Annotated in this window: 16 protein-coding genes and 2 tRNA genes; 7 read left to right on the forward strand and 11 right to left on the reverse strand. The window is 37.1% G+C overall.

The annotated features are described in order from the left end of the window. Window positions 1–5: 5 nt before the first annotated feature. The 5 genes from NG809_RS10715 to NG809_RS10735 all read right to left on the reverse strand — a co-directional run bounded on the left by NG809_RS10715 (window position 6) and on the right by NG809_RS10735 (window position 4,062). Window positions 6–386, reverse strand: coding sequence for a DUF5071 domain-containing protein (locus NG809_RS10715; RefSeq protein ID WP_262150517.1), 381 nt, complete (start codon window positions 384–386; stop codon window positions 6–8). A 23-nt stretch (window positions 387–409) separates the two neighbouring features. Then, entirely contained in the window at window positions 410–2,455 is a 2,046-nt protein-coding gene (locus NG809_RS10720) for a prolyl oligopeptidase family serine peptidase (protein WP_262152571.1), read from the reverse strand. Window positions 2,456–2,595: 140 nt separating this feature from the next. Beyond that, window positions 2,596–2,670: transfer RNA gene (locus NG809_RS10725), tRNA-Val, on the reverse strand. A 33-nt stretch (window positions 2,671–2,703) separates the two neighbouring features. Continuing rightward, window positions 2,704–2,778: transfer RNA gene (locus NG809_RS10730), tRNA-Val, on the reverse strand. 39 nt (window positions 2,779–2,817) lie between these two features. Then, a complete protein-coding gene (locus NG809_RS10735) occupies window positions 2,818–4,062 on the reverse strand; it encodes a bifunctional folylpolyglutamate synthase/dihydrofolate synthase (protein WP_262150518.1) in 1,245 nt (414 codons plus the stop codon). Window positions 4,063–4,232: 170 nt separating this feature from the next. Between NG809_RS10735 and NG809_RS10740 the strand changes: the two genes are divergently transcribed. Genes NG809_RS10740 through NG809_RS10760 form a run of 5 tightly spaced genes read left to right on the forward strand, consistent with a single transcriptional unit; the run spans window position 4,233 to window position 8,446 of the window. Continuing rightward, the gene (locus tag NG809_RS10740; protein WP_262150519.1) at window positions 4,233–5,567 is read left to right on the forward strand and encodes a TolC family protein; all 1,335 of its coding nucleotides are present in this window, start codon (window positions 4,233–4,235) and stop codon (window positions 5,565–5,567) included. 1 nt (window position 5,568) lies between these two features. Continuing rightward, window positions 5,569–6,159 (forward strand): SprT-like domain-containing protein, encoded by a 591-nt coding sequence (locus tag NG809_RS10745; RefSeq protein WP_262150520.1) that lies wholly within the window; start codon window positions 5,569–5,571, stop codon window positions 6,157–6,159. A gap of 3 nt (window positions 6,160–6,162) precedes the next feature. Then, window positions 6,163–7,245, forward strand: coding sequence for a mannose-1-phosphate guanylyltransferase (locus NG809_RS10750; RefSeq protein WP_262150522.1), 1,083 nt, complete (start codon window positions 6,163–6,165; stop codon window positions 7,243–7,245). A 33-nt stretch (window positions 7,246–7,278) separates the two neighbouring features. Then, entirely contained in the window at window positions 7,279–7,944 is a 666-nt protein-coding gene (locus NG809_RS10755; protein WP_262150524.1) for a hypothetical protein, read from the forward strand. Continuing rightward, window positions 7,910–8,446 carry a GNAT family N-acetyltransferase gene (locus NG809_RS10760; protein WP_262150525.1) on the forward strand — a complete coding sequence of 179 codons (537 nt, stop codon included), beginning with the start codon at window positions 7,910–7,912 and terminating at the stop codon, window positions 8,444–8,446. Before NG809_RS10755 ends, NG809_RS10760 begins: the two co-directional genes overlap by 35 nt. Window positions 8,447–8,511: 65 nt before the next feature. Here NG809_RS10760 and NG809_RS10765 read toward each other — a convergent pair whose 3' ends face one another. The 3 genes from NG809_RS10765 to NG809_RS10775 all read right to left on the reverse strand — a co-directional run bounded on the left by NG809_RS10765 (window position 8,512) and on the right by NG809_RS10775 (window position 9,984). Then, window positions 8,512–8,838: an SUF system Fe-S cluster assembly protein gene (locus NG809_RS10765; RefSeq protein WP_056083710.1), complete on the reverse strand. Its 327-nt coding sequence runs from the start codon at window positions 8,836–8,838 to the stop codon at window positions 8,512–8,514. 18 nt (window positions 8,839–8,856) lie between these two features. Then, the gene (locus NG809_RS10770) at window positions 8,857–9,549 is read right to left on the reverse strand and encodes a 3'-5' exonuclease (RefSeq protein ID WP_262150529.1); all 693 of its coding nucleotides are present in this window, start codon (window positions 9,547–9,549) and stop codon (window positions 8,857–8,859) included. A gap of 87 nt (window positions 9,550–9,636) precedes the next feature. After that, window positions 9,637–9,984, reverse strand: a complete 348-nt coding sequence (locus NG809_RS10775; RefSeq protein ID WP_262150532.1) for a tRNA-binding protein — start codon at window positions 9,982–9,984, stop codon at window positions 9,637–9,639. Between the two features lie 165 nt (window positions 9,985–10,149). On the opposite strand from NG809_RS10775, the gene NG809_RS10780 reads away from it, so the two are divergent. Both NG809_RS10780 and NG809_RS10785 read left to right on the forward strand, forming a co-directional pair. Then, window positions 10,150–10,566 (forward strand): hypothetical protein, encoded by a 417-nt coding sequence (locus tag NG809_RS10780; protein ID WP_262150534.1) that lies wholly within the window; start codon window positions 10,150–10,152, stop codon window positions 10,564–10,566. 67 nt (window positions 10,567–10,633) lie between these two features. Beyond that, a complete protein-coding gene (locus tag NG809_RS10785; protein ID WP_262150536.1) occupies window positions 10,634–12,169 on the forward strand; it encodes a YifB family Mg chelatase-like AAA ATPase in 1,536 nt (511 codons plus the stop codon). A 63-nt stretch (window positions 12,170–12,232) separates the two neighbouring features. Here NG809_RS10785 and NG809_RS10790 read toward each other — a convergent pair whose 3' ends face one another. The 3 genes from NG809_RS10790 to NG809_RS10800 are packed head-to-tail and all read right to left on the reverse strand — an operon-like array spanning window position 12,233 to window position 15,472. After that, on the reverse strand, window positions 12,233–13,393 hold the full coding sequence (locus NG809_RS10790; protein ID WP_262150538.1) for an FtsX-like permease family protein: 1,161 nt from the start codon (window positions 13,391–13,393) through the stop codon (window positions 12,233–12,235). A gap of 5 nt (window positions 13,394–13,398) precedes the next feature. Then, window positions 13,399–14,046 carry an ATP-binding cassette domain-containing protein gene (locus tag NG809_RS10795; RefSeq protein WP_262150540.1) on the reverse strand — a complete coding sequence of 216 codons (648 nt, stop codon included), beginning with the start codon at window positions 14,044–14,046 and terminating at the stop codon, window positions 13,399–13,401. After that, a complete protein-coding gene (locus NG809_RS10800; protein ID WP_262150541.1) occupies window positions 14,039–15,472 on the reverse strand; it encodes a DUF4836 family protein in 1,434 nt (477 codons plus the stop codon). Before NG809_RS10800 ends, NG809_RS10795 begins: the two co-directional genes overlap by 8 nt. Window positions 15,473–15,947 lie beyond the last annotated feature (475 nt).

Here is a 15,947-nt window from a genome sequence, read left to right on the forward strand (position 1 = left end):
TAGACTTAATTGTAATCTCCATTTAAAATTGCCTGTGCTTCCAAATCAACCTCATCATCAATTTCATCTTTGGTGGGGAAATTTGCAATTCGGGTAATTTCATTTAATAAAATTTCGTCCTTGGTTCCTCTTCCAAAAAATGTTAAAATCCACAATTTCCATAAGCCATCATTGGTTTTGAAAATCTCCGTGAAATATGGAGTCAGTTTGTCGGCAAAAGGCTTTAGAACATCAGCAACATCGTCCGAGATTGGCCAATTAATATCTTGAAGCCATATTAACAAATCCGGAATAATCGGCTGAATTTCTTCAAATGAAAGATTTTTAAGTTTTTGAATGTTCTCATGATCGCCTTTTTCCTTGGGAACTAAATCTTTAAAATTCATAAATAATTCATTTGAACATAAACCTATTTCCCAAGCTTTCTAATCCCCATTTCATACAAAGCAAAAGAAATCAGATCCGCATTCTCACTAATCACCTGATCGGTTGCTCTTCCCGCGCCGTGACCTGCATTTTTTTCAATTCTTAATAAAATCGGGTTGGCACACTTCTGTTTTTCCTGCAATTCTGCACCGAATTTAAATGAGTGCGCCGGAACCACTCTGTCATCATGATCACTTGTAATAATCATGGTTGAAGGGTAACAGGTTTCTGCTTTTACATTGTGAACCGGAGAATAGGATTTCAAATAATTAAACATTTCTTTGTTGTCTTCGGCTGTACCGTAATCGTAAGACCATCCCGCTCCGGCTGTGAATTTGTTGTATCTCAGCATATCCAAAACGCCAACTCCCGGGAAAGCTACTTTAGCCAGATCAGGACGCATCGTCATGGTCGCACCTACCAACAATCCTCCGTTTGATCTTCCGGAAAGAGCCATGTATTCTTTTGAAGTATAGCCTTTGCTTTGAAGATATTCTCCGGCAGCGATGAAATCTTCGAATACATTTTTCTTATCCATTTTGGTACCTGCATCGTGCCACTTTTTGCCGTATTCACCACCTCCACGGATGTTTGGTACCGCGTAAATTCCGCCGTTTTCCATCCAGATGGCGTTGACTACAGAAAAAGAAGGCTGTAAACTGATGTTGAAACCACCGTAGGAATACAGAATTGTGGGGTTTTTGCCATCCAGCTTCGTTCCTTTTTTGTAGTTGATCATCATCGGAATTTTGGTACCGTCTTTCGATGTGTAAAATACCTGTTCGGAAATATAATTTTCAGGATTGAATTTCACTTTTGGTTTCTGATAAACTTCAGATTTTCCGCTGTCTGCATTGAATTTATAGGTTGTTCCGGGTGTAATATAATTGCTGAAGGAGTAATACATTTCTTTCTCAGCCGTTTTTCCTCCAAAACCTCCGACATTTCCTTTTCCCGGAAGTGAAATTTCTCTGATGAGTTTTCCTGTTTTGTCGAACTGTTTTACTTTGTCAATCGCATCCACCATATACGTTGCAAAGAAATATCCTCCGCCGGTAGAAATTCCCAAAACATTTTCTGTCTGAGGAATCACATCTTTCCACGTTGCAGGAGAAAGATTTTGAATGGTTGTTTTTACAAGACGCATATTTGGCGCATCTTTATCGGTAAAAATGTAGAGATTGTCGCCGTCTGTATCCACAATGCTTGCGTTGATGTCAAAACCGCTGTTGATCTGAACAAAATCGCCGCCTTTTTTTAAATCTTTAATATAGACTTCATTTCCGTTTGTCGCATTTGCTGCGGAGATAATCAAATACCTTTCGTCTTCAGACAGGTAAGCGCCTAAATATCTTCTCGGTGTTTTTTCTCCCCCGAAAATCAACTGATCAGCAGATTGTTTTGTTCCTAATTTGTGATAATAAACCTTGTGTTTATCGGTCATTCCGGAAAGTACCGTTCCTTCTTTCGGCTTGTCATAGCTTGAGTAGTAAAAACCTTCATCGCCCTTCCAAGCAACACCGCTGAATTTTACATCAACAATCGTTTCGTCAATTTGTTTTTTGGTCAGCGCATCGATAATGATGATTTTATTCCAGTCGCTTCCGCCTTCTGAGATAGAGTAGGCTGCCAGATTTCCTTTTTTGTTAAAAGACAGGTTGGCAAGCGAAGTTGTTCCTTTTTCCGAAAATTTATTTGGATCTAAAAACACCTCCGTTTCTTTTGTTTTGTTGTCTGTTCTGTACAAAACAGATTGCGCCTGAAGTCCGTTATTCTTATAATAATATGTATAATCGCCTTCCTTAAAGGGTGCTCCGATTTTTTCGTAATTCCAGATGTCTGTCAGTTGCTTTACAATGTCCTGTCTGAAAGGAATTTTAGATAAATAATTCTGGCTGTAGGCAACTTCCTCGTCTACCCATTTTTTGGTAGGTTCAGAATCATTTTCCAGATCTCTGTATGGATCTGAAACAGCAGTTCCAAAGTAAGTATCGGTCTGATTTCCTTTTATAGCTTTAGGATAATTCATTTTCTGGGAATAAATAGTAGCTGAAAACAAAACTCCAGCGGTTAGCAATACGGGTTTAAAATTCATGATGAAGGATTTTCTCAAAAATAAGGAAAGTTGTGGGAATAAAAAAAGTCTCCTAATAAATTAGAAGACTTTTGTGGGCCCTGAGGGATTCGAACCCCCGACCCTCTGGGTGTAAACCAGATGCTCTGAACCAACTGAGCTAAGAGCCCTGAATTTTTTTGAAAGGTTTCAGTAAACCTTTGTGGGCCCTGAGGGATTCGAACCCCCGACCCTCTGGGTGTAAACCAGATGCTCTGAACCAACTGAGCTAAGAGCCCTAGACGATTTCTCGTTTTGAGTGGTGCAAATATACACACTTATTTTATATCAGTCAAGTTTTTTTCTAAAAATTCTCCCACTACAAAGTTGCTTCCGCCAATAAATATCATTTCTTCATTTGTACATTTCTGTGTTGCAGAAAGATACGCGTCCTGAACCGAATCGAAAATTTTATAAAATATTTTTGAATTTTTTAATAAATCTTCATAATCTAAAGGATGTCTTCCTCTTTCGATAGCTGGTTTTGCAAAATAAAACTCAGAATTTTCGGGAAGAACCGACATCACATCATCAATTTTCTTGTCATTCACAAAACCTAAAACAATATGTTTCCGTTTCGGAATTGAATTTAACTGTGAAAAAACATATTCCAATCCAGTCTGATTGTGTCCTGTATCACAAATCGTCAGTGGATTTTGAGAAAATTCAAACCAGCGGCCGATGAAACCTGTGTTTTGATGAACATTTAAAAGCCCTTTTTTAATATTTTCATCTGTAATGTTGAAATTCTGTTTTTTGAGTTCATCAGTTAGAGCCAGAACAACTTTTATATTCTTTTCCTGATAGTTTCCTTTTAAGTCTGATTTCAAATCTGTATTGATCAAAGTCGCATCGATGAAGGGTGCATTTTCCTTTTCAGCTTTGGCTTTGATGATATTTCTTACCACCTCATTTTCATCTCCTGAAACAATGGGAACGTTTGGTTTAATAATTCCTGCTTTTTCAAAAGCGATTTCTTCAATTGTATCTCCCAGAATATTCTGATGATCGAGCTGAACGTTGGTAATCGCCGAAACCAAAGGTTTAATGATATTCGTAGAATCCAGTCTTCCGCCTAAACCAACTTCAATAATGGCAAAATTCACATTTTTCTGAGCAAAATATTCAAATGCCATGATCGTGGTAAATTCAAAAAACGATGGCAGAATATCTTCGGGCAGGGTTTTTAATTTTAAAATAAAATCATAAACAAATTCTTTATCGCAGTTTTCACCATCAATCTTAATTCTTTCGGTAAAATCTATTAAATGTGGAGAATTGTAAAGTCCAGCCGTATAACCGGCTTCCTGAAGAACAGAGGCCAGCATGTTGCTCGTAGAACCTTTGCCATTGGTTCCTCCGATATGAATGCATTTAATCTTTTCCTGAGGATTGCCAAAAAAAGCACACAATCTGGTAATGTTATCCAATCCTGGTTTGTAGGCCTTCTCGCCGTCAATCTGATAATTCGGAGCCTGTACGAAAAGCCATTCCACAGCTTCCTGATATTGCTGATTTGTCATGCCACAAAATTCCTGAAAGTTTTGTTAAAATAAAATATAAATTTTGCAGTTGCTGTAACTTTTTTGTCATCACTTCGTCTAATGTGAAAAAGCTGATGTGAAGTCGCTGTCGTTTTAAAAATTAAAAACCACCGGTCACCTGTCACTTTAAAAACTATAAATAACTCAATATGAAAAAATTTCTGATTCTTTTTGCGGGACTTTCTGTTTTGAGCCTTAATGCTCAGAAAAAATGGTCGCTGCGGGAATGTGTGGATTATGCCGTGAAAAATAATCTGCAGGTAATTCAGAATGAATATAACAAACAGATTCAGGACGCCAACCTGAAAATTGCCAAAAGCAACTATCTGCCTTCGGTATCTGCCAATATGGGAAATACTGTGAGTTTTGGGCGTGCCTCTTTGGGAACGGGAAGTATCAGAAACGACAGATTCAGCAACAATGCGAATATTGGAGCCGATATTTTGCTTTACAATAACGGAAGACTCGAGAAAACAGTCAGAAAAACCCAGTTTGATGTAGAAGCAAGTCAGTACGACATCGAAACCATCAAAAATGATATTTCCTTACAGATTGCCCAGCAATATCTGAATACACTTTTGAATAAAGAGATTGTAAAAATCAATCAAAGCGCTGTTACGAACGCTCAAAAACAATACGACCGCTCTAAAGCAACTACAGAAGTGGGAACCACTGCGCAGACCGTTCTGGCAGAAGCTGCCGCTGCTTTGGCAAGAGAGAAGCAAAATTTAAAAACTGCCGAAATCAATGTGGGACGAAGCCTTTTTGCGTTAGCTCAACTTCTTCAGCTTAAAGAATACAAAAATTTTGATGTGGAAGATGTAGAAGTATCTGATCAACTGACACCTCAATTGGTAAATGTAGATGAAGTTCTGACTACGGCTTACGAAAATCAGCCACAGGTGAAGGCTGCCGAAAGCAGAATTAAAGCTGCTGTGGCACAAACTGTAGTTACCCGAACAGCATTTTATCCTACGCTCACCGCAAGTGTAGGAGTGGGAAGTTTCTATAATAACCTCCTGAACAGGTACGATGCATTTGGTAGTCCAAACATTAATCCTTCATTTTTTAATCAGTACAGCGATAACTTCGGGCAGCAGGCAGGCTTGTCTCTGAATGTTCCGATTTTCAACAAAGGAATTACGAGATTGCAGGTGGAGCAGGCGAAAATCAATGAAAGCATTGCCAAAAACAATTATGAACAGCAGAAATTTGCAATCAGACAAAGCGTTCAGCAGGCTCAGTTTGATGCTGATGCCAATTATGAAATTTACCTCGCAGCAACCGAAGCTGAAAAGAATACAAAACTTTCACTTGATTTTGCAGAAAAAAGTTATGCTGCAGGCCGCTCCACAATATTTGATGTGAATATTGCGAGAAACAATTACGCAAACGCACAGGGTTCTGTGGCTCAGTCTAAGTACAACTATCTTTTTAGTTTAAAATTATTGAACTTCTATGCGGGAATTCCTTTAAGTTTGTAAAATGTCTATTCAGCCGCTCGAAAAATTTTTGCCGGATAACTGCGTGAGTCATTTAAAGAAATGGTTTTCAGGACATTCCATCCATATTAAGATTACGAGAGACCGGAAATCCAAGCTTGGAGATTACAGAAAAATGCGTGACGGCTCGCACGAAATCACCATTAATTCTACACTTCAGCCTGAGTTATTTTTCTTCGTTTTCACTCATGAGCTCGCTCATTTACTGGCATTTGAAAAATACGGACGGAGAATTGCTCCCCACGGAAATGAATGGAAACACACTTTCAGATTGATGCTTTTGGAAAGCCTTGATGTTTATGGTGAAGATTTACAATCTATTATTATCCGTTTTTCAAGATCTCCGAAGGCCAATTTTATGGCAAGTCCGGAACTTGTTAAGTATTTTCAATTCGAAAAAAACGATGATGAAGGCGTTTACGTAGAAAGCATTAAAAAAGGAGAAAATTTTATCTACCGAAATCAAAAGTATGTTTTAGAAGGTCTGATCAAAAAAAACTATCTTTGTAAGAACCTCGAAACGGGCAGAAAGTATTCTTTCAGGCCTTTGGCGAGGGTGCAAAATTGTAGTTAAAAAATGTCAACATCAAATCAATACTGCGTTATCATGGCAGGAGGAATCGGCAGCCGGTTCTGGCCACTGAGCACGCAAAAATTTCCAAAACAGTTTCAGGATATTCTCGGGACGGGCCGCACGATGATTCAGCAGACCTACGACCGCATCAGCAAACTTATTCCCAAAGAAAATATTTTCGTCATTACGAATAAAGAGTATGTTGCCCTTTCTCATCAGCAGCTTCCGGAAATACCTGAGGCAAATATTGTGGGTGAGCCGCTTGTGAAAAATACTTCGGCGTGTAATCTTTATATGGCCAATAAAATCGGAGAATTAAATCCTGATGCCACGCTTATTGTTCTCCCAGCCGATCATTTAATTTTAAAGGAAGATGTTTTTCTTGAAAAAGTGAAACTTGCCTTGAATTTAGCTTCCGAAAAAGATTATCTCATCACTTTGGGGATCGTTCCTACCAGACCGGAGACAGGTTACAGATACATTCAGTATGTAGAAAGCAGGCAGTCTGATCTGCATAAAGTAAAGACACTTACCGAAAAACCAATTTTAGAACTGGCAAATACTTTTCTGGAAAGCGGCGATTTTCTTTGGAATGCAGGAATTTTTATTTGGAACGTAAAGACAATTCAAAAAGCGTTTGAAGATTTTCTTCCGGAAATGACGCAGCAGTTTACTTCGTGTGAGTACAATTCTGAAAATGAAATCAGCTGCATTGAAACCATTTATCCTAAAATTCAGAAAATTTCTATTGACAACGGAATTTTAGAAAAAGCAGAAAATGTACATGTCATTCCCGCAGATCTTGGCTGGAGTGATCTGGGAACATGGAGATCTGTGTTTGAGAACAGCGAAAAAGATGAAGATAACAACGCTAACCCGCACAAACACTCACTTTCCTACAATTCTACAGGCAACATCATTCATTTAAAAAACGTAAATAAAGCGGTCATCGTAGACGGTTTAAACGATTTTATCGTTGTAGATACAGATAAGGTTCTTCTGATCTGTCCTAGAGATCACGATCAGCGCATTAAAGACTATGTTCTTGATCTGAAAAACCTTAAAAAAGGAGATAAATTTATGTAAAAAGGCGGCATTTTTTCTGCCGCAAATTCGATTATGAATATTTTAAGGAACACTGGATTATTAGTTTTAATGCTTTTTTCAACTCTTGTATTTTCTCAGGAGAAAAAGAAATTTGCCAGCCTGCAGAATGTTTTGGCTAAAATTATTCCGAATGACAGATATGATTTTTGGGTGCTGGTGTACAATGAATACGGCAAAAATAAGGAGATAAAAATTTCAGGGACGAAAAAGGATTATGTTCCGCAGTTTTCCGGTTTTGATCTGATGCCAAGTGAGGATTCATTTTTTTATATCGTTAATTCCAAAGGGGGAAAGATCAGTTATATTACAGATTTAAAAGATTTAAAACCATTTATAGGAAGCATCGACATTGCCGAAGAAGCCGCGCTGTCAGCGGTTTTGGAAGGTTACATTATTGACGAAGAGTTTGTAGATCTTGCCGCAAATTATTATGAGGATGCCAAAAATTATTATCTTGATTTGGGTAAAGTGACTTCTGTGGAATGTCCGTATCAGAAAAAACATTTCACACTTACAATGTCCAAAGCTTCCGGTATGATTGAAAAAGCAGAAGAGAACGGATCTTACATCGAACTTTATAATAAAAAGTGTAAAAACAATCCGCGACTTTTAAAAATAGAAAAAAAGCCTGAGCAGCCAAAAGATGACCCTAAAAAACAACCTACAAAACGAAGATAATTTCTTCGAAACCGAAAGACTCATCATCCGGCTCATTTCTCTGGATGATGCTCAGCTTATTTTTGATCTTTATAATATACCAAATTTTATAAAGTTCATTGGTAACAGGCACATAACAAGTCTTGAAGCGGCTGAAAATTATATTGAACACCGATTTTTCCCGCAGATCAACCGTTTGGGTTACGGGAATTATGCTGTAATTTTAAAGGAAGGAAATATTAAGATTGGTGCAGTCGGAATTTTTGACCGTGAAGGTCTGGATGTTTCGGATATTGGTTTTTCAGTCCTGGAAGAATTTGAGGGAAAAGGTTTGATGTACGAGGCTTCTGCCAAAATTAAAGATGAGGTAATGAACAGGTTCGGTTTAAAAAAGATCTCTGCGATTACTACGAAAGACAACATTTCTTCCCAAAAATTAATCGAAAAGTTGGATTTAAAATTCAAAAACTTCGTTACGCTTCCCAATGAAGATGAAGAATTGATGTATTTTGAAACGGAGTAAAACGCAAGTAAAAAGCCGCCACAATTGTGGCAGCTTTCTGTATGTTTCAGTTAAATTTTTAAAAATTAAAGCATTCCGAGCTCAAATTTTGCCTCTTCGCTCATCATATCTTTGTTCCAGCTTGGTTCAAAAGTAAGTTCGAGATCTACGTCATTTACATTTTCCACCTCTTTCACTTTGTCTTTTACTTCCTGCGGAAGCGTTTCCGCTACCGGACAGTTGGGTGTTGTAAGCGTCATGATTATTTTTACGTCAGCCTCTTCAGAGATCTGCACGTCGTAAATTAATCCCAATTCATAAATGTCAACCGGAATTTCGGGATCGTAAACCGTTTTTAAAACACCAATAATTTCTTCACCAATATCTGCGATCTGATCGTCTGTAAATTTCATTTTTATAATTAATCTAAATTAAGAATACCTTTTCAACAAATCTTCCTGACGCATGCGTCGGAAAATATTCGCCAAAGTTAAGACATCTTTTTCACAATAGTCTACAATTCTCTGCAAGTCTTTTTCAATGTAATAGATTGATGAAACCATTGAACCGTCGATATCATCTTTGGGAGTTGGAATTCCGAAGACGTGGGCTAAAAGTTCCAGTGAAACGAAGCTTTTGTAATCTCCGAATTTCCACAGTTCCATGGTGTCGATGTGCGGAATTTCCCAAGGTTTTTTTCCGAAAAGCTGAAATGGGGAAGGAGGTTGCATGCCATTGATGAGAAATCGTCTGGCAATCCATGGAAAGTCGAATTCTTTACCGTTGTGGGCACACAGAATTACATCACGAAGTCTCGGACTGTTGAAAAGCTCGCCAAATTCTTCCAACAGAACTTTCTCGTCATCGTTAGCAAAACTCTTAATTTTTAACGTGTCGTTTTTTTCCAGCATTCCGATGGTGATGCAAATAATTTTTCCGAATTCTGCCATGATTCCGGCTCTGTCGTAGAATTCTTCTGCTTCAATTTCATTCTTACGCTGGTATTTTGTTTTTTTATCCCAAAGCGTTTGCTCAGTTTCGGGAATTTCATTCCAGTTTCCGTATTGCGGAACGGTTTCTATATCGAGAAATAACACTTTTTCTAATGGAATATTCTGAATCATATTGTGTTTGGTTTTTATAAGTGATAATATTTGTCATTCCGAAACCTAAAGGTTTTTAATCCATTAGATTTAAAAATTTTATTGAATTTACCCAACCTGCAAACCATTTTTTACAGGCAATGAAGGCGAAAGAAGTGTCACATCTTTAGAATCTTCACCATAAACGCCCAAAACAAGGCATTCGCTGAAGAAATTGGCAATCTGTTTTTTCGGAAAATTCACTACAGCTAAAATCTGTTTTCCTACCAAATCTTCCTTACTGTAAAGAGTAGTTATCTGCGCTGCAGATTTTCTGATTCCCAAATCTCCAAAATCAATTTCAAGCTGATAGGAAGGGTTTCTTGCTTTTTCAAAATCGTTTACAGAGATAATAGTTCCGCAACGGATGTCTAATTTTTCAAAATCTGACCAGGATATTTCGGGTTTGATGTTCATTTATTCTTGTATTTTCTGATGTTAAAACAAAAGTATTAAAATTTAGATTTAAAATTTAGCTAAAATGATTTACTGCCAAAAGATTTTCTTTATGTTTGTTGAAACGCTTGCTGTTTTAATAAAACAAAAAGAACTAAATCCAGAAACTAAAAACATTGCGATTTTATGAAAAAGTTTATTTTAATTATTATCTCCTTCCTTTTCTTTGGATGTGTATCAAAGGATAATGAAATTTTAGAAGCTGAAAAAACAATTCAAAATTTTTATACCTTCTTGAAACAGCATAATAAAGAAGATGCTTTTAAATTATTCGATCCACGAGAAACTGATAAAGAAAAATTTGATTTCATTTATGATAAAGTAGAAAATGAAAATGGATCAATTGTCGATTTCAAGCTCGTCGGCTGGCAAAAAACAACAGCTATTGGAACAGGTTCACAATCAGAATATTTATTAACTTATGATGTAATTCGGTCAATTTCTAATACTAAAGAATCTTTTTTACTTCAGAAAATTAATGATTCTATCAAAATTCAAAAGACTAAAATTGATTTTGATCTTTCACAAAAGAAACCACAATAGTAAAATTTAGATTTAAAACTTTGATGATTTGGTGGAAAATTTTTAAATTTACTTCAAACACAAAGCAATGCTGATCAAAATTTACGGAAGTGCCATCTTCGGAGTATCTGCTCAAACCATTACCATTGAAGTTAATATTGATACCGGCGGTGTCGGCTACCATTTGGTAGGTCTTCCAGACAATGCCATCAAGGAAAGCAGCTACAGAATTTCTGCTGCACTGAAAAATGTCGGTTTCAAAATCCCTGGAAAGAAGATTACAATAAACATGGCTCCTGCTGATCTCAGAAAAGAAGGGGCGGCTTATGATTTGAGTATTGCAATGGGAATTCTGGTCGCTTCAGACCAAATCGTTGCCGAAGATATTAGAGATTACATCATCATGGGTGAACTTTCGCTGGACGGAGGTTTACAGCCGATAAAAGGCGTTCTTCCCATTGCTATTCAGGCTAGGGAAGAAGGTTTTAAGGGAATTATTTTACCAAAACAAAACACAAGGGAAGCGGCAATTGTGAATAATCTCGACGTTTATGGTGTGGAAAATATTAAGGAAGTTATTGACTTTTTTAATGAAGGAACACCGCTTGAAAAAACAGTTCTGGATACGAGAAAAGAATTTCAGGATAAAATCAATTCATTTCCCTTTGATTTTTCTGAAGTGAAAGGTCAGGAAACCGCAAAAAGAGCCATGGAAGTTGCTGCAGCCGGCGGTCACAACATCATTCTCATCGGTCCTCCCGGAAGCGGGAAAACGATGTTGGCAAAAAGAGTTCCCAGCATTTTACCACCTTTAACCTTAAAGGAAGCTTTGGAAACTACAAAAATTCATTCTGTTGCCGGAAAAATGGGAACTGAAACTTCGCTGATGACGGTTCGGCCTTTCCGCAGCCCGCACCACACAATTTCGGACGTCGCCCTCGTCGGTGGCGGAAGTTATCCTCAACCCGGAGAAATTTCTTTAGCTCACAATGGTGTTTTATTTCTGGATGAAATGCCCGAATTTAAAAGAACCGTTCTTGAAGTGATGCGGCAACCTTTGGAAGATCGGGAAGTAACGATCTCGAGGGCGAAATTCACAGTCAATTATCCTTCAAGTTTTATGCTGGTGGCATCGATGAATCCCAGTCCGAGTGGCTATTTTCCGGATGATCCGAACAACACTTCCTCTGTTTTTGAGATGCAGAGGTATATGAATAAGCTGTCCGGACCTCTTTTAGACCGAATTGATATTCATGTCGAAGTTCAAAAAGTGGAATTTGAGCAATTGGCAGAGAAAAGAAAAGGCGAAAAAAGTGAAGACATCAGAAAACGTGTTTTGATTGCCCGTGAGATTCAGAATGAACGGTATAAGGATTTGTCTATCAGTTACAATGCACAAATGGGTTCGCGGGAGCTTGAAAAATTTTGTGAACTGGATGATACTTCTTTTAATCTCATTAAAATGGCAATGGAAAAACTGAATCTTTCCGCCAGAGCGTATGACAGAATATTAAAGGTTGCCAGAACAATCGCTGATCTGGAAGAATCTGAAAAAATCCTGTCCCAACATATTTCCGAGGCGATACAGTACAGAAGTCTGGATCGGGAATTTTGGAATGTTTAAAAAATTAATTTAAAAACATTTTGAAAAAACAAAAACGACCATCATCACGACGGTCGTTTTCTGTTATATTTTCCAGCTTTTCAGCAGCCAGCGGTAAATCAGAATATTTACGAAGAAATAAACCAACAGTGGAATGATGATAATCACCGACCACAGAAACGGATTCACATACATGGACAGCAAACCGTTGGAAACATCAGATTTTGCAATCAGATACTGTCCCAAAGCTATCAGTCCTAAACTTAAAATTAATACAAACATTAAGTTTAAACTGAATTTCCTGCTGATATCGCTCACCATTTTCTTCGGTGAATACCCAAGACTGTTTTTAATGGAAACTTCTTCCTGCTTTTCAAGGAACTGAATTTTAATGAAACTTACAATAATATAAAGGCATAAAGCGAAAATGAAAATCCCCAAAACTGCAATCACTTTTAAAACCAAAAACAGTTTCGACTTCATTTTTGCTGAGCGCAGGCTTTCCTGATTCGATTCGTAACCGTTTTCTTTCATTTTAGAGACCAAACCTTCATCTCCGGAATCTTTCACCTGAACCAAAACCCTGTTGTAAATTTTAGGCTGACTGGCAAGCTCCGGTTTTGCAGCAAGATTCAAAGAGTCAAGAAATTTTTTCGGAATCAACACAGAATGAATTCTGTCTGAAAGGCCAACCATTTTTCCTCTGTAGGTTTTGTTTTCCTTATTGATGGTAATATTGATATTGACTTCAATTTTCTTGGCAAAATCCTCAGAAATCTGTGGCAAACCTTGGTTGATGGCAAATCCGTAATTGTAAAGATTCAGATATTCTCTTGAAATAATAATTGGAATTTCGTCACCTTTTACCTGAAATTCTTCTTCCGTCAGAGGCACGTCAATCGCCTTCAAATCTACACTTTCAAAATACAGATCAGTGTAAAAAGGAATAAAATCGCCGCCGTTCGCCGAAGCTTTAAATTCATTGGCAGAAAATGGATAGATGTTTTTTACTTCAGACCATTTTTTAATTTTGGCAACATCATTTTCATTAAAACCAAGAAGCTCTTTTCGTCCGATATTATCCGGAGTCAGTTTTTTGCTGAATGTGAGCCAGTAATTGCTGTCACTGCTTTTGCTTCCGAAAAGTCGGTTGGCATTTTCGTACAGTTGCAGACAGGACAACACCAAAATAAAGGCAATGAACAGTCCGGCGTAAAGAATAAGTGAATTAAAAATTTTCTTCATAGAATTTATAGATGAAGAATTTGATAATTATGCTCAAAAGGAAACTCGTTCAGCTCAAAAAAGATCACCGAACTTCCGCTTTCTTCAGAAACTTCGTTGATGAGAGAAAATGCGATCTTCTTATTATTGATATCAAGATGACTGAAACATTCATCGTAAATCAAAAAATCTGTAGGATTGATCAGACTTCTCACGATGGCACTTCGCTGGCGTTCACCATACGAGCAGTTTTCGGCTTTTTTATTCAGAAGACCTTCAATACCGAGTCTTCTTGAATATCCCTCCATTTTTGGAATAAACTGTTTTTTATCTTTATTAAAAGTGCGCAGCAGAATATTTTCAGAAATGGTCAGATTTTTAATCATTCTCACATCCTGAAAAAGCAGACTGATGCCTTGCCTTCTGTGTTCAACGATTTTCTCAAGATGCAGATTTTTCACAACTTCCGTTCCGTATTTTATCTCTCCTTCATACTGAAAGTGAGTGCCGAGCATTGCCGTCGCGAGAGTAGATTTCCCACTTCCGGACGGTGCAATGATCAGATTTTTTTTACCTTTTCCGAAGGTGATATTCCGATTCCATATTTCAGAATCTTCAATATTTTTCGGAGTAAAATATTTTGGCGAAATATTATTTAGAACAATATCAGTCATTCATCAGTAGGTAATACAGTGCGTTTTCGTCTTTTTTATCTAAAGTGAAAGTAGATTTAGAAAGCAGGTTTCCTCCGTCTTCCTTCGATTCGTTCACCATGCTGATGACTTTCACCGGCGGATTTTCTCTTTGATTGTAATCCTTACCGTCAGACCATGAATAAGACATCACACCTGATTTTTTATCCAAAGTTGAATTTTTTCCGGCTTTTTTCCCTTGAAACTGAGAAAGTACCTCAGGATTTTCAGAAACGATCACCTGATTGTCTGTTACTACATATCTTTTTCCTGCAGAAGTCAGGTACTGATCCATCAGACTTGTCAGTGTAGCTTTGTTTTTTGGGTTAAATCCTAAAACGACCGCATTGTCTGATCTGTAATTATAATAATCAGCCGTATCCTGTTTTACTTTGAAATCAACAAAAGCGTAATCTCCTGTGAAAGTAGAAGTTATATCTTCCAAAGACTTGTTGCTTGAAGCTAAATAATGATTTACCGTAGCCTCAAAACCGGATTCTTTTACAAGATATCTCATAAAATCCAAACTGAAAAACCCGATTGAGTAAGACTTCGCATTATCCAGTTCCACATTCTTTACAAGGTCATAGTTTACTTTATTTTTATCGTAATATTTTTCTACGATTTTCTTCATATCGCTGTTAAAGAAAGTTTTCGTTTCCATATCAGCTTTTCCTTTGTCGAAATTAAAATCAAAACCAATTCCTGAATCTTTGATCAGCTTATTCACCGCAAGCGTTTCAATATAACCTTTAGATGCGAAACTCGCTACAGCAGCAAGGTTTATCCATCCGCTCACATCTTTATCGCCAACTAAAGATTGATTTACCTGCTCTTTGATTGCAGCATTTTTACTTCCTTTTCTTGCCCAGAAATCTATGAAATATTTGTCGTTGATTCTTTCCGAACCTTCAGGCATCGCAGAATTGTATCCACCGTAAGGATTGTACGCTTTTTCGCTGACCATGATGGCCATGTCGCCTTTCATACTTCCGGCAAGTTTCCCACCAATGTAGATATGATCTTTGTTGTCGATGGTAACTTTCGTTCTGGTAAGATCAGTCATACTTTTCTGGAACTTCGCCTTGTCATTAATCCAGAGAAAAGATTTTACATCAAATTCAGAATTTGTTTTTCCCTGATCAACGAGAAGGTAAAGAGGTTTGTCGATGTCGATTCCTGATTCTTCAGGCTTATTGACCAACTGCAGAAACAGCTTTTCTTCTGCCTGAATGTTTTTCTTCTCCTTCAGAATTTTGTCTACCGGAATTTTTTTTGAAATTTCCTTCAGATTCACTCTGGATATTCCCAAAGTAGTGTCTGTTGTGTAGTTTAAGATTTCATCATTCTTGTTAGAATTACATGAAAATAAGATTACCAGCGCAAATGCACACAGTAAAGTTTTCATTAAAGTGCTTTTCATATGTATATACTTATTGTTTTTTTGCCATATCTTATCGCCAAGTCATAATTATTGATTGTTTGGCAAAAGGTATTTATGGCGATTTCATAAATGTTTGAGTTAAGGAAACAAATATAACATTTTGTATCACATGGAAATCATGCTGACGTGAAAAAAAATTACAATTTTATTTTGAGTTTCAAAAAAAATAATATCTTTGCATCTGAAAATCAAGTTTAACCATTTTAAAAACAACGAAGCAATGTTCAGATTCAACTTACATTCAACAGTAGGATTGCCTTTTGCAAAGGCGGGGCTTCGTGGTTTGGTACCTTCTTAGAACAACAGTATAATGAAATATCAAAACCCGAAGTCCTAAGATTTCGGGTTTTTTATTGCGCAATATTTCAAACTCAAAACAAGTTTCCCCGAAATCATTTACATTTTTTTAAATCACAATTGAAGTTACCTGCTCCATAGG

Source organism: Chryseobacterium foetidum, from assembly GCF_025457425.1.
GTDB lineage: Bacteria > Bacteroidota > Bacteroidia > Flavobacteriales > Weeksellaceae > Chryseobacterium > Chryseobacterium foetidum.

Excerpts from the sequence above, each read along its gene's own strand:
- NG809_RS10715 (WP_262150517.1), bottom strand. The coding sequence starts at position 386 with ATGAATTTTAAAGATTTAGTTCCCAAGGAAAAAGGCGATCATGAGAAC.
- NG809_RS10720 (WP_262152571.1), bottom strand. The coding sequence starts at position 2,455 with ATGAATTATCCTAAAGCTATAAAAGGAAATCAGACCGATACTTACTTT.
- NG809_RS10735 (WP_262150518.1), bottom strand. The coding sequence starts at position 4,062 with ATGACAAATCAGCAATATCAGGAAGCTGTGGAATGGCTTTTCGTACAG.
- NG809_RS10740 (WP_262150519.1), top strand. The coding sequence starts at position 4,233 with ATGAAAAAATTTCTGATTCTTTTTGCGGGACTTTCTGTTTTGAGCCTT.
- NG809_RS10745 (WP_262150520.1), top strand. The coding sequence starts at position 5,569 with ATGTCTATTCAGCCGCTCGAAAAATTTTTGCCGGATAACTGCGTGAGT.
- NG809_RS10750 (WP_262150522.1), top strand. The coding sequence starts at position 6,163 with ATGTCAACATCAAATCAATACTGCGTTATCATGGCAGGAGGAATCGGC.
- NG809_RS10755 (WP_262150524.1), top strand. The coding sequence starts at position 7,279 with ATGAATATTTTAAGGAACACTGGATTATTAGTTTTAATGCTTTTTTCA.
- NG809_RS10760 (WP_262150525.1), top strand. The coding sequence starts at position 7,910 with ATGACCCTAAAAAACAACCTACAAAACGAAGATAATTTCTTCGAAACC.
- NG809_RS10765 (WP_056083710.1), bottom strand. The coding sequence starts at position 8,838 with ATGAAATTTACAGACGATCAGATCGCAGATATTGGTGAAGAAATTATT.
- NG809_RS10770 (WP_262150529.1), bottom strand. The coding sequence starts at position 9,549 with ATGATTCAGAATATTCCATTAGAAAAAGTGTTATTTCTCGATATAGAA.
- NG809_RS10775 (WP_262150532.1), bottom strand. The coding sequence starts at position 9,984 with ATGAACATCAAACCCGAAATATCCTGGTCAGATTTTGAAAAATTAGAC.
- NG809_RS10780 (WP_262150534.1), top strand. The coding sequence starts at position 10,150 with ATGAAAAAGTTTATTTTAATTATTATCTCCTTCCTTTTCTTTGGATGT.
- NG809_RS10785 (WP_262150536.1), top strand. The coding sequence starts at position 10,634 with ATGCTGATCAAAATTTACGGAAGTGCCATCTTCGGAGTATCTGCTCAA.
- NG809_RS10790 (WP_262150538.1), bottom strand. The coding sequence starts at position 13,393 with ATGAAGAAAATTTTTAATTCACTTATTCTTTACGCCGGACTGTTCATT.
- NG809_RS10795 (WP_262150540.1), bottom strand. The coding sequence starts at position 14,046 with ATGACTGATATTGTTCTAAATAATATTTCGCCAAAATATTTTACTCCG.
- NG809_RS10800 (WP_262150541.1), bottom strand. The coding sequence starts at position 15,472 with ATGAAAACTTTACTGTGTGCATTTGCGCTGGTAATCTTATTTTCATGT.